This window comes from Anaerohalosphaeraceae bacterium, assembly GCA_035378985.1.
GTDB lineage: Bacteria > Planctomycetota > Phycisphaerae > Sedimentisphaerales > Anaerohalosphaeraceae > JAHDQI01.
The window spans coordinates 369186-382348 of the sequence record DAOSUR010000001.1; the positions used below are offsets into that span (position 1 = coordinate 369186).

Genomic DNA, 13163 nt, shown 5'->3' on the forward strand with positions numbered 1-13163 from the left:
GAATTATATCAATTTGATAATTTCTTTTCAATGTTTCATTTTCGGTTTTTTGACAGGTTCTGCCGCCATCGGCGGGCTGTTTCCATAAAAGCACGGAGGTTCTCCACAGGAACCGCAGGCGGCAAATCGCAGCCGGTGCTCAGGATAAAATTCGGATAATCCTGCATCTGTTCGAGCAGTTCCAGACAAGCCGTCCGAACCTGCTCCGGGGTTCCATCCTGCATCACGGCGACCGGATTGATATTGCCGATGACGAGCACGTCCGGGCCGGCTTTCTGTGCCGCAAGCGGAAGATTGACGCCGATTTGCGGGGAATCGAGGCTGAGGGCGGATACACCGGAACGGGCCATCGCTTCAATCAGATGCATGGAGTTGCCGCAAATATGATAAATCGTGTCCGCACCGGTATGACGGACAGAATCAATGATTTGCCGGACATAAGCGGCACTGAACCGTTCGAATTCAGCCGGGCCGATAATGCCCGCCGTCGGTTCGAGAATGCACAGCAGGTCGGCCCCGGCATGAACCAGCGCTCTGGCATAGGGCTGAATGACACCGGTCGAAAACTGACAAAGGGTTTCCACCTTCTCGGGGTCCAGAATGGTATCCGCGGCAATCTGTTCGGCTCCGGCCAGTAATCCCGACAGGGTAAAGGGGCCGATGACATAAGCCCCAACCAAAACCCCTTCCGGCAGACCCGTCCGAAGCATCTCGACCGTCTTGATATAGGAACAGATGCGGGAATCCTGGAGGATATTGATTGGACGGAAGGGGCAGAGGTCCTCAAGCGTTTGAACCGGGTGATATTCGACGGAGCTTGAATCGTGAACAGGAAATCGAACCGGCAGACCGAGAGCGTTGGCCTCCACGGACAGGTCCATCATCATAAAGGCGGCATCAGGACGAAGTTTTTCAACCATAGCGGCAATGCATTTGTAGTGAATGCCGTAATTCTGCTGGGCTACTTTGATGGACACGCCCATCCAGCTGCAGGCGGGAAAACCCGCCAGCGGCGCAGCCAGCCGACGGCCCTGCTGATAGGCCTGCCGGACAGCCTGGAGCAGCTTTCCTTCCGCCGAAGGAGCCCTTTGCGGTTCTTTTAATAAAACAGATGTTGCCATCAAATCTCCAAAATACTGACTGTTTTCGGCTTGAAACGTCCTTGTATTCAATCAACCCAAAAGAGGCGATGCTGCGCTTATTTTCTTGATTATTTGTACAATTTTGCTGTTTTTCTTCAAAGAACATTAGATATAATTCTGAAAAATCGATTTGTAACTTTTCATTACATTATATTGCTATGGAAATAAACAGGACAAACAGGGGCTGCAAAATATCTTCCTTCATCAGTCGGGAACTCTTTGAAACCATTGAAGAGCGGTTTTGGAGACATTACGGTCTGGGCATTGAAACAATCGGGACAGACGGCAGACGAATCCGTGGATTGTGCTCTGAATCATGCGAGCTGGCTTTTTGTTCCTATATCCGAAGCAATCCTGCGTCGCGGAAACGCTGTCTGCAGGAGCGGCTTCGCAGTCTGCATATGGCCTTTGAGACGGGGCAGCCTTATACAACGCTTTGCCATGCCGGAATTTTGTTCAGCTGCATTCCGATTATGCATCGGGAAACACCGCTGGGCGGGATGCTGACGGGCAAATGTCTTTCCGAACCGTTCAATGAAACCATCGGGCAGGATATGCTCAAACGGCTGGCCGGCCTTCGCTTTTCAGCCGAGCGGCTCTTTGACGAAGCCCGCTTTCTGCCGATTACCAGCGGACGGCTCCTCCATGAGGCGGTCGAGTTTCTTTTTATCCTGGTCTATGAAACGGCGAAACTGGACCCGCATGTGATCGAATGGAAACGGCTGCAGACCACCCAGCAGGCACACATCGGAGAACTCATTCAGGAACACAAACAGGCCGGCCTGGAGCAGGGGTACCCTTTTGAACTGGAAAAGCGGCTGATTGTCAAAGTGAAAATTGCCGACAAAGCCGGAGCCGACGACCTGCTGAATACACTTTTGGCAGGCATTCTGTACCATTATCCCGGGCAGATTAATATTTTGAAGATTCGTCTGACGGAGCTTCTGGGGATTCTGAGCCGGGCGGCGGCGGAAGCCGGAGCAGACCCGGAAACACTGCTGGAGAAGAACGCTTCCTATATCAGCAAAGTGATTTCTCTGCAAAACCAGGAGGAAATCTGTCTTTGGCTCAGTGTGGCAGTCCGGGAGCTGATTGACTGTGTTTCGGCCGCCGGAAAACCAGGTCGTCTGGAACGGCTTCAGCCCGCCCTGGAGTTTCTCCAACAGCACTTTCATGAAAAAATCACGCTGGAGCAGATTGCCCGTTCGGCGCATTTGAGCGTGTCCCGACTGTGTCATTTGTTTCAGGAACGCATGCAGACAACTGCCGTGGCCTATCTGAATGAACTTCGCATCAGCTGGGCCAAACGGCTGCTTTCAACAACAGAGAAAACCTGTCTGGAAATCTGTTTTGAATCGGGCTTTGAGAACCTGAGTTATTTTAACCGAACTTTTAAAAAACTGACTGGGCTTACGCCCAGCCAGTTTCGCAAACAACATCGTCCCGCCGCCTCGTCGGTGCGGGGATAAAAGGCCGCCTTATTGAATCTCCGCCGGCGTCTTGAAATCGTAGCACTCAAACGGGATACCCAGCTCCTCCGCCAGGGCCTTCAAATCCGCCAGATAATCGCCGAAGACGGTCATCGGATGGTTCGTATTGACCTTCCATTCGATTCGTCCGCACAGTTTGAGATACCACTGCGGCCAGTCGCGGCTGCACCGCTCGGTACGCCGCAGCCATTCCTCCTCCGACGGAACATCCGTCTTGCCGCGTCCGGCGCACAGATACAGCTGATGATTGCGATAGCTGAAGCGGGCCCAGGTGACCACGCCGGGCTTGCGGACCACAACGGAACAGGTGCCGCCGCCGGCTTTGAAGTACATCGGCGTCTGACGCTCGGACCAGGCGCCTTCGAGCGAATCGTCGCGTCCGTAAGCAAAATAAGGAGCCAGAGCACCGGAGTTGACAAACCAGTAAAGCATCGTGTCGGGCTGCCAGTACCGCAGGTCGTTAAAGCCGACCGGTTTTCCGCCGGTGAGCAGTTTGAGCACCTGCATCGTCAGGGCGGCCCCGTCATCGGCCTCCGTGGCGGCAACAAAGGTCGTACCGTCCCCTTCCGGACGAAGGCGGTTGTTCAGGATGCCCAGCGTTAAATCAGTCGTCGGATAATGTTCAATCCAGTCCAGCTGGTCCTGCACGCCGACAAAATCCAGCCCAAACTGTTTTTTGAGTTCCAGCAAGGCACAATACACCTTCATCTGGAACAGGACCATGTCTTTGGTTAATTCGGTTTCCGGATTGGTGCCGAGGACAAAACGCATTTTATTCTGAACGAGAAAATCAAAGGCCTGCTGCGCCCGCTCATCGGGGATGCGTTCGGCCATCTTCAGCACACGCAGGCCGTCAAAACCGAGTTTGGCAATGCCGAAATAGCGGAGGAAATCGGCCTCGGATATCTTGTTCCACATCTCCATCGAGCGGGGACCGACGGTTCCGTACACCATACCGGACAGCTGCTTTTTGACCTTTTGGGCCTTTTTGCGGCTGGCATCGGTAACCTTGATTTCGATGGGCTTGGGATATTTGGGGGCATAGCGGCCCTTGGTCAAGAAAGTTTCGAGGGCCTCTCGATAGGTATCATATTCCTCAAACTTTTCCACAAAAAGCCGGCTGGTTTTGATGCCGACATGCTCCGTACCGCCGGCAGCCGCTAAAAGCCCCACAGCCCCGGGAAAATCCGGAATTGCACTGCCCAAGAGGAGCTTGGGTGTGTCTTTGGGCAGCTGCCACATCGGACTGACGGAGAAATCCGGATAGGCCCAGCCGGCCATAAAATTGATAAAGCGGCTGCCCTTGGCCTTTCGTATCACCCGCAGACCTTCGGCCACGCTCGAAACCGGCTTGTCAGGGTTCAGGACGTTGGGCTGCCAGCCCAGACTGCGAATGACCTTTTTCAAATGCTCCAGCTGAGGTTTGGCAACCGCCATGACGACTTCGTTGGGTTTTTCCCGTGCATCCAGAGGAATGTAGATGTCTACTACCTTTTTCATCGCCGCTTCCTTTCTGCTGTCTTTTCCAGGATTCCTTTACTTTTCTTTTCCGAGCCATTCACCGCCTTGGTCAATATTTTCCGGCGTAAAGACCCGCGAGTCCAGTATTATTTCCTTCGGAACAGACTGTCCGGAAAGAATTTTGACGGCGGTTTCGACGGCTTCACGACCGCCGGTTGGATACTCAAAACTGGCGGCGAGGATGCCCTGTTTCACATAGGCCTGCCCCTCTTGGGGAAGCGCATCAATCCCTACAAAGAGAATGTTCTTTTCCCGTCCGGCGGCTTTGGCGGCCAGATAAGCACCGTGGGCTCCCGGATCATTATGGGCATAGACCAAATCAATCTGCGGGAAGCGGGCCAGAGCGGATTCCATTTCCTTTCGGGCATTGGGTTCAAGCCATTTCATATCCGCTTCAAAGATAATTTCTATTTGGGTCCCTTCAATGCCCTCCCGGAAACCGGCATGTCTGTCCTGGCCGGGCGTAGAGGTCATCAGTCCTTTGAGTTCGACGATTTTGCCTTTTCCGCCGAGCTTGGAGGCAATCCATTTGCCGGCCGCACGACCGATTTTCCGATTGTCCGCCCCAATAAAGCAGGTGTACTGGTCGCCGAGAACCCGCCTGTCCAGAACAATGACGGGGATCCCCTTGGCATAGGCCTGTGCCACAACGGGAGTCAGCGGAGCGGCTTCTTTAGGAGAAATTATAATTAAATCCACGCCGGCACTGATGAACTCTTCGACCTGGGCCTGCTGCTTGAGGGTGTCATTTTGGGCATCCTTGAAAATAACCCGGAGATTGCCTTTTTCCTGAGCGGCCTGGCGAATATCGGCATTCATCTGAACACGCCAGGGTTCCCCAAGATTGCACTGACTCATCCCGATCGTCCACTGCGCTTTCTCCGAAGAGGGCTGCGCAGGGGATTCCTTCTTTGTGCAGCCCCAGACGGCAAGCAGTCCCAATCCAACTCCAATGATTCGAACGGCTACTTTGTTCATCTTTTCTGTCCTTTCTGTTTGGATGATGTCCGGGTATGTATCCAAATTAAAAGCGTTTACTTTTCTGCAAGAGAACGGCTGCCACAATGATTACACCGGTAAGCATCAGCCGTTTATCTTCTCCGACGGCGTTGATGCTGAGAATTTTCTCCAGATAGCCGATGGTTAGAATGCCGATCAGGGTCAGCCAGATACTGCCACGCCCGCCCTGCAGGGTTGTCCCGCCGATTACTACCATGGCTATGGCGGACAGCTCATACCCGCCTCCGGCTTCGGGGTCTCCCTGAAGCTCCTGAGCGGCCTGACAGATTCCGGCAACCGCGGAAAACAGACCTGACAGACCGTAAGCCAGGATTTTCACAGCATTGACCGGTACGCCGGACAATCGAGCGGCCTGCTCATTTCCGCCGACAGCATAAAGATAACGTCCGTAGCGAAGTTTTCTGAGCAGAATCCAGGTCATTATAATGCAGCCGAGCATAATCAGGGTCACGACGGTCAGGTTTCCGCCGAAGATTTTTGCGCTGAGCATCTGGAAAATCTCCGGCACCGGCACATACTGATAGGTTCCGTCGGGCTGCTGGACGGCGGTGGAAATCTTCTGTCCGCCGGAAACCCACTTGGCCATTCCGCGGGCGAAGACCATCATCGCCAGAGTTGCAATAAAGGGCTGAATCCGCAGCGGGCCGATAAGCCAGCCGGACAGGACTCCGCAGCCGATGCCGGCCAAAAGGCACAAAGAAACTGCTGACATCCAGGACCATTGCCAATGGATGGTCATCAGCGCAAAAAGCACGGCAACGAGAGCCAGGACGCTGCCGACCGACAAATCAATCCCGGCGGTAATAATGACCACCGTCATCCCGCAGGCCAGAATGCCGTATACGGAAACCGCCCGGAGCATATCCCTGTGCGTGTGCCACTTGTAAAAAGCACCGTCTGCATGCAAAAGAAGACCCAGCCCAAAAACCACCAGCAAAGCCGCCAGTGCCCGAACTGTCGGGGAGGCCAGCCAAGAACCCAGAGAGACTGAAGAACGTGTCTGCATCATGAAATAGTCCTTTCGAGCAAGGTCTGCCCGAGCGCCGCCTGGAGGATTTTTTCCTGCGTGGCCTGCTGACGAGTCAGATGCGCCGTAATACAGCCGCGGTGCATCACGAGGATGCGGTCGCTCATCGCCAGCAGTTCGGGCATTTCCGATGTAATTAAAACAATGGCAATACCGGCCTTTGTCCACTCATTCATCCATTGATAAATCTCATGCTTGGCGCCGACATCCACGCCGCGGGTCGGTTCATCAAGCAGGAGAACCTTCGGGTCAGTCTGAATCCACTTGGCCAGAACAACCTTCTGCTGATTTCCGCCGGAGAGGGCTTCCACGGGCAAAGTCAGACGGTCGGCCTTCAACCGAAGCCGCTGAAGGGTTCGGCTGACCGTTTCAGCCTCGAGATGAGGCCGCATCCAGCCGCCCGGGGAAAACCGCCGCAGAGAGGCCAGGGAGGCATTTTCGATAATATCTCTTCCGAGAATCAGTCCGGTCGTTTTCCGGTCGTTGGTCAAAAGAGCCAAACCGGAGCGGATGGATTGCGCCGGATTAATCACAGGCATAACCTGGCCGTCAATTCGAACGGTTCCCCGCACGCGTCGGCCGTAAGAACCAAAAAGACCGTGAAGCAGATGAGAATTGCCGGAGCCCTGAAGGCCCGCCAACCCGACGATTTCTCCGGCATGAACCGTAAAGGAGACGCAGTTGACCCAGGGAATCGGGCCGCCCGCCGGTTCAGGGACCGTAAAATCGGACACCTCCAGCCGAACCGGTCCCGGCTGAGACTGATGTCGGGGAAAATGCTGCTGAATCTCCCGCCCGACCATCCATTGGACAAGCCGGTCGGAGGAAAGTTTCGCGGCCTCCTCCGTGCCGATGTAACGTCCATCGCGAAGCACGGTGATGCGGTCAGCGATTTGATAGATTTCCTCCATTTTGTGGGTGATATAAATAATGCCGCAGCCCTTCCGCTTGAGACGGGCAATTATGTCAAACAATTTGCGGACCTCCGGTTCCGTCAACGCACTGGTGGGTTCATCCATCACAAGGATATCGGCGTTATAGGACAGGGCTTTGGCGATTTCGACCATCTGCTGCTGGCCGATGGGCAGGCGGTCCACCGGTTCATCAACCCGGATGGAAAGGCCCAACTCCTCCAGCAGCGACCGGGCGGAAGAACGCATGCGGGCATGACAGACCCAACCCTTTCGATGCACTTCCCGCCCCAGAAAGATATTTTCATAAACACTCATCGACCCGACAAGAGACAATTCCTGATGAATCACCGCAATCCCGGCGGCGGCGGCATCAAGCACAGAACGGAAACGGACAGGTCTGCCCTTGACCTCGATGGTACCGGTGTAATCCGGATAGACACCGCCTACTATTTTCATCAATGTGCTCTTGCCGGCGCCGTTTTCACCGGCGAGAATATGGACTTCGCCCGGCTGCAGGCCAAAGCAAACATCCTTCAGCACCTCGACCGGCCCGAACGACTTGCTGATATTCTTCATTGCCAGCAGCATTTCCATCCGCAGTTCCTGTCTCTGAGGAAGTCTATCCTTTGAAGACGATTTATCCTACTTTACCTTTTCATTGGAAATCAAGCCCGTCTTTTTCCCGCATCAACTCCCGCCTTCCCCGTCCGGTGCCGCCGTCCAGCCATAGGACAGATATTGATGGCGGAAGGTTCCATCTTCGTAGAGGTCAAAAACACCGTATCCTTCGTCAAATTCGTTGTAATCTCCTTTCCACCAGGAGGCGCAGACGGCTCCGTCACAGATATACACGACGCCGTTGTATTCAACGCGGTCCACCAAATGAAGATGTCCGCTGATGCAGAGCTTAACATTCCGATGCTCTTTAAAGAGGTCTTTCAGCCGGCCGGCATCCAAATGCATCCACTCTTTGGGCAGCGACCAATGGCCGTCTTTGACATTATCTCCGTCCAGAAAAACCGCCGCGGAAAGAATCGGGATATGCGAAACAATTACAATATACTGATGACGGTGGATCTGCAGCTGGTTTTGGAGCCATTGGAACTGCTCTTCGTCCAGACGGGCTTCATAGTTGTCCGTGGAAGGATGCGTACTGTCCAGAATAATAAAATGCCAGCAGCCCTCGGAAAAGGCATAATAGCGGCCGGGCAGATTGAATTCGTGAATCGGCCGTTCTTTCCCCCAATAGGGTTCCTGTCCGGTGGTTTGGCTGTCTTTCTTGTTCCACCCCCAGACATCGTGATTGCCGATACAGTATCGAACCGGAATGACACAGTGCTCCCGCATCACGGTGCGGAACGTTTCATACTGAACAGTCACCCAGTCGGGCTTGGCGGAAAAGGCATCCATCACATGGTCTCCGCCGGTGATAAGCAGAGAAGGCCGGTCCTCGAGCGACTGCATATGGCGGAGGGCCTTGGCCAGTCCTTCGGGGGCCTTTCGTTTGGGCTCCATATGGATATCCGTAAAATGGGCGAAACGAAGGACCCGTCCGGATTTCTTTTCCTGTGAAGCGGATTTCGAAAGTGCACAGCCGCCCGCTCCCAGCAAAGCCGGGACAGCGGCGGTTAGAAACTCACGGCGTCTGATTCTCATCATCTTGTTCCTTTCTTATCGATCCTGTTGAGGGGTTCGCTCATAAATCCCGCCGAACGTAATGCGTCCCAAAGAGTCCGAAGAGTGATCTGCAATTCGAATTTTAACGGATTTGCCTGCAAACAAGCGGCAGTCCGCAAGAATCGGCTCAGGAAGGTCCTGTCCCTTTGGCGTCAGACGGAGATATTCTTGACCGTTTTGAGCATCCAAAAAAACCAGATAGAGCCGCTGCGGGTCCTGTCCGCCGGACAGCCAAACGATGCATTCCGGGCTTTCGAGCGTAAACGGCGGGCTTTCAATATCGGCCGTCCGGGCATCATCCGGAGCAGAGCCGGCTTTCTCCGCCGTGCTGATATAATATCGGGTTTTCGGATAAAGACCGTGTCGGCGGCTGTCGGTGAAAACGGAATCAAGGTTGCCGTCCAGAAGCATCCAGAGCCGGCGATGCTGGGGATTGTCAAAATCAAAAACCGGCTTCCCGAAACTTTTCCAATGGAGACGGGCTATGCGAATGCCGTCCAGATTCGGATTAAGCGCAGCGATATAATATCGGCCCTGATGAAAAACAATCTCAGGGGCACAGATATTCAGACGAGCCCTGAAGCCGGCATCGTTGTCAATGCCGAACAGAAGGGGATTTTGCGATTCATACACCGTGGTCTGTGCACCCGGGCCGTAATACTGCGTGCGGAAAAGAAAATAACGGCCGGGAAGAATTTCCACCACGTGGGGGCACTCACAAGAATAGGGGCCGCTGCCGGCCGTGCCGCCGAAACTGACGATGACCGGAGCTGACCATTGAAGCAGATTGTCTGAGGTTCGGCAGTACACATACCCCCGCTCATCCGGAAACGCTGTGTAATAACAGTGCCATTTGCCTCGGGTAAAAAGCAGCATCGGGTCGCGGCTGTTGACCTGAGGACCTTCTGTAAAGAGGACTCGGCCCTTATCGCATCGTTTGAAGTCCTTGCCGTTGCGGCTGACGGCCATCCGAATATTGTCCCAGTCCCCGTATATCATCCAGTATTTGCCTTTGTATCGGACCACATGGGGGGCCTGCAGACCGCCGAGGGGTTCTCCGAGTTCGGGCTCGGCCATCATAGCAATTCCCATCGGAGCCCAATTTGAATCGGTCAGATGCTTTCCTTCCCAGCGGTAAAAAAGACGGGTATGGCCGCCCAGTTTTGTAAACCGAATACAGGACCACAGCTGCCAGGTTCCATCCGCCGCCTGCCAGAGAGCAAAATCGACGGGCTGCTGCTTTTCGTCCGTGTATTCGCCCAGGTCTGGATTGCCCGCAATTTGACGCCAGGGCTCTTCAATCGCGGGAATCCAAAACTTCTCCGCCGCAGCCGGCAGAGTCCAGACAGCCCCCAGCAGCAAGACCAGTCGTTTCAAAAAAGCTGAATTTCTGCCCTGCCTGTCAGCCGCTTTGCAGTGTCCAGCGAACCAGAATGGGGTAAATCGGCACTTCATTTTCCATGTCTCTGCTGAGGCAACTCGCTCATTGGTCCCAACTCGAGGGCCTGCAGAATAGCCCCCTGTTCATCCTCTCCTTTGAGCCGAACCTCAATGATTCCGTTTCGGGGTTCAATATCCGTGAACGTTTTATCCACTGCAAGAAATAAACCGCCTGCCGCTTTCTCGATGTTAAGACCGCCAAGAACCTGGTTTCCGTTCAGCCAGGCGGAAATGGTGTGAGAAATGCGCTGGTTGTTCTGATTGCGTTCCAGAAACCAATGAAGCGGGGTTTCTGCAAATTTCAAGGTGACATAATAGATTCCGGGACCGACGGTGAGGTTCACCCAGAATTCCTGTCCGTGAGCACCGTAACGGTACAATTCCGGGTCATCCGTATTTCCGATATACATACTGCGCCGCCGGGTCCACCATGCCTCTTTGACAGTATCCCTGCCGTAGCCGCTCCGAATAACCCATTCCGTAGCCGGCCGCCAAGTACGGCCCCGGGAATCCACATAATCCTGCCGGTGAGGATAACCGAAAATCATTCGCTGGGCACCGGTTGGACCACCCCCGCTCCCGAAATCAGGCTCGGCAGAAGCATTCGAAAACTGAATGCTGTCCAAAGCAATTTCCGTGCCTTTGGAGATCAGATTTCCCTTGCCTTTCAGAACCACTCGAATTTCATGTTCGCTGTTCGGCAAACCGCTTGCTGAATACAGCTGTTGGCGATACCGCACCGCGGGATTCCAGCTGTCAATCAGCGTCATTTGCTTCCGGCCATCCAGATAAACGTCCGCCTGCCCTCCTGTTGGTCCGACCTTTCCAAGCAGACGAATTTGGTTGCCCCTGAAGGCAAAGGTCATCTCCGCCCCCTTCCGGGAACCAACCCGAAGCGTTCCGCCAAAGGCACTCGAATCAGAAACCTCCTTCCATCCGCCGGGAAAAGTCAGTTCCTTGTCATCAACCTGTTCCTGCGGGTCATCTGTACCGATGACCGTCACCGAACGCGCCCGATCATGACGAATCTGAACAAGAAAATCGCCGTCGGGCAGAGGCCGAACTGTATAGCCGTTCTGATTCAGAGAAAAGACATGCGGCAGCGGTTTCCCGTCAGCAAGAATCGCGGAAGGCGGAAAACTCAGACGGAGCACATCCATAGTCTTCTCCGGCGCATCAAATGTTGTATACTCAATCCGATTTTTCTCATAAATAACCGAATTGACAACGGACGTGCTCCGCATGATATGATTTTCGCGTTTGGGACCGAAGAGTTCAGGCGTCCACGCCATCGCCTCCAGGGTCTGACAGAGGGGCCAAGGATGCGCCAGATTAGACCATTCCTTGGTTGCAACCTGCTGGCCGAAGAGGCCGTCGTACACCACGCCGTTTTCCCGACTGTCATACGCTGCCATAATGAGCATCCGTCGGCCTATCTCCAGAATCCGGTCATCATCCGCCAAGACTCCGAACCGCAAAAGGGTCGGAGCAGCGGTATATTGATTATAGGACAGGGAAGTCCCGCAGCAGGTGGAGGATTCAGGAAAGGCCCAGGCACCATGATAGACATCTCCGCCGGAGGAGGGATCTGTGCCGTTGCGATGAAAAATCAGCGTAAGGATATTTCGGAGGTCCGTCCGCCAACCGGGAAAATCCTGCGGATTCTTCATAATATAGTCGCCGCACATCGACACGATTCCGCAGAGAACCGGATTGTCCCAGTCCCAGTAATTGCGACCCCAGGTGTCATTCTCCAGCCAACGAGTCTCCAAGAGGGTACGGACATACCGGCTTCCTGCGTCGCGTGCCTGGACAATTCGGCGATTTTCACCGGCATATCCCATCGCAATCAGTTCATCCAGAAAATCGAGAATCAGGGTCGTGCTGCCGGTCAATTCATCCGACCAGCCGACCCCTTCCGGATGGGTATAGCGGTTCCAGGGAGGCATGGACGGATCCAAATTGCACTTCCGGGCAAAAAGATCGCCCCAGTGACGTGCCGCCTCAAGATATCGTTCCCTGCCGGTCAATTTATAAGCCCGAAGGATTTCCGTTCCGATCACAGCGCATAAATCCAATTGATTGCGGGCTTCTTGAATACATTTGCCGTAGGCCTTACCGCTGGTCGGTGTGGCAATGGGAAACCGGGGCCAGTCGTGTTCTTCACTGGTTTGTGCATAATCGAGGATATAATCAGCTGTCAAAGGAATATAAACAAATGCAATCGGATCGCCGCTGTACTGATAGTAAGCAGTCAGGCCCTTGATGATGCTCCAAGCCCGCTGACTGAGATCCCCGCACATCCAGTCATTGGTCGGCGGAATGAGAATCGTGCCGTCCTCCTGGATGCTCCAGTGGGAATTATAGATAAAATCAGGAGCGGCCATCACCGCTTTTTTTGAATCTACCCAGGGATACCGTTTGAGAACTTCGACAGCAATGCGGATTCGTGTATCCAAAGGTCCGTTCTGAGTTTGGCTCCACGGGGCAATCACCCCGGTTTGATCCGTACGAACAGAATGAGCATAATAGGCATCCCGAACCTGAGCAGCCAAAGACACTCTGTGCAGCATGAATAGAAAAACGGCCGCAGCCAAAACGGTTTGACCTCCCGATTTTCCATAAAATCCCCATAAACAAAAAAGCAGCCCGCCGGGTCCCGAGGTCCATTCTTCGAACGAAAAACGCTTGGCATAAGAAGGAGTATCCCCTCTTTTATTTGCCGTGTTCTTCTGATGTTTTAAGTTCGCACTCATCATTTTCCTCTGCATCCAATTTCAACGAACCGCCCGCTTGGCTTTCTGCCGGACCGCTGCGGAATCCTCGGATTTTCCCCGGCAAAAAACAACCGTCGCCGGAAAGACCTATCTTTTAGCACAAACTTTTGCGTAATGCAAATATTTTCTTCTTTCGGGATTGCCATTGAAGGGCC

General features: G+C 53.9%; 9 protein-coding genes. 1 reads left to right on the forward strand and 8 read right to left on the reverse strand.

Features of this window, described 5'->3' with window-relative positions:
* Positions 1–35: 35 nt before the first annotated feature.
* Entirely contained in the window at positions 36–1121 is a 1086-nt protein-coding gene (locus tag PKY88_01695; GenBank protein HOQ03913.1) for a uroporphyrinogen decarboxylase family protein, read from the reverse strand.
* 179 nt (positions 1122–1300) lie between these two features.
* On the opposite strand from PKY88_01695, the gene PKY88_01700 reads away from it, so the two are divergent.
* Positions 1301–2611 (forward strand): helix-turn-helix domain-containing protein, encoded by a 1311-nt coding sequence (locus PKY88_01700; GenBank protein HOQ03914.1) that lies wholly within the window; start codon positions 1301–1303, stop codon positions 2609–2611.
* A 9-nt stretch (positions 2612–2620) separates the two neighbouring features.
* Here PKY88_01700 and PKY88_01705 read toward each other — a convergent pair whose 3' ends face one another.
* The 7 genes from PKY88_01705 to PKY88_01735 form a co-directional block, all read right to left on the reverse strand.
* On the reverse strand, positions 2621–4132 hold the full coding sequence (locus tag PKY88_01705; protein HOQ03915.1) for a hypothetical protein: 1512 nt from the start codon (positions 4130–4132) through the stop codon (positions 2621–2623).
* Positions 4133–4168: 36 nt separating this feature from the next.
* A complete protein-coding gene (locus tag PKY88_01710; GenBank protein HOQ03916.1) occupies positions 4169–5131 on the reverse strand; it encodes a substrate-binding domain-containing protein in 963 nt (320 codons plus the stop codon).
* 46 nt (positions 5132–5177) lie between these two features.
* The gene (locus PKY88_01715; GenBank protein HOQ03917.1) at positions 5178–6182 is read right to left on the reverse strand and encodes an ABC transporter permease; all 1005 of its coding nucleotides are present in this window, start codon (positions 6180–6182) and stop codon (positions 5178–5180) included.
* Positions 6179–7708, reverse strand: a complete 1530-nt coding sequence (locus PKY88_01720; GenBank protein HOQ03918.1) for a sugar ABC transporter ATP-binding protein — start codon at positions 7706–7708, stop codon at positions 6179–6181. The genes PKY88_01715 and PKY88_01720 overlap by 4 nt, the downstream gene beginning before the upstream one ends.
* Before the next feature lie 93 nt (positions 7709–7801).
* Positions 7802–8773, reverse strand: a complete 972-nt coding sequence (locus PKY88_01725) for a metallophosphoesterase (GenBank protein ID HOQ03919.1) — start codon at positions 8771–8773, stop codon at positions 7802–7804.
* 12 nt (positions 8774–8785) lie between these two features.
* A complete protein-coding gene (locus PKY88_01730) occupies positions 8786–10168 on the reverse strand; it encodes a hypothetical protein (GenBank protein HOQ03920.1) in 1383 nt (460 codons plus the stop codon).
* A 74-nt stretch (positions 10169–10242) separates the two neighbouring features.
* A complete protein-coding gene (locus PKY88_01735; protein ID HOQ03921.1) occupies positions 10243–12786 on the reverse strand; it encodes a malectin domain-containing carbohydrate-binding protein in 2544 nt (847 codons plus the stop codon).
* Between the last annotated feature and the right edge of the window lie 377 nt (positions 12787–13163).

Bases quoted from the DNA above. Each gene is read 5' to 3' on its own strand.
- PKY88_01720 (HOQ03918.1), bottom strand. From the start codon at position 7,708: ATGGAAATGCTGCTGGCAATGAAGAATATCAGCAAGTCGTTCGGGCCG.
- PKY88_01705 (HOQ03915.1), bottom strand. From the start codon at position 4,132: ATGAAAAAGGTAGTAGACATCTACATTCCTCTGGATGCACGGGAAAAA.
- PKY88_01710 (HOQ03916.1), bottom strand. From the start codon at position 5,131: ATGAACAAAGTAGCCGTTCGAATCATTGGAGTTGGATTGGGACTGCTT.
- PKY88_01695 (HOQ03913.1), bottom strand. From the start codon at position 1,121: ATGGCAACATCTGTTTTATTAAAAGAACCGCAAAGGGCTCCTTCGGCG.
- PKY88_01725 (HOQ03919.1), bottom strand. From the start codon at position 8,773: ATGATGAGAATCAGACGCCGTGAGTTTCTAACCGCCGCTGTCCCGGCT.
- PKY88_01700 (HOQ03914.1), top strand. From the start codon at position 1,301: ATGGAAATAAACAGGACAAACAGGGGCTGCAAAATATCTTCCTTCATC.
- PKY88_01715 (HOQ03917.1), bottom strand. From the start codon at position 6,182: ATGATGCAGACACGTTCTTCAGTCTCTCTGGGTTCTTGGCTGGCCTCC.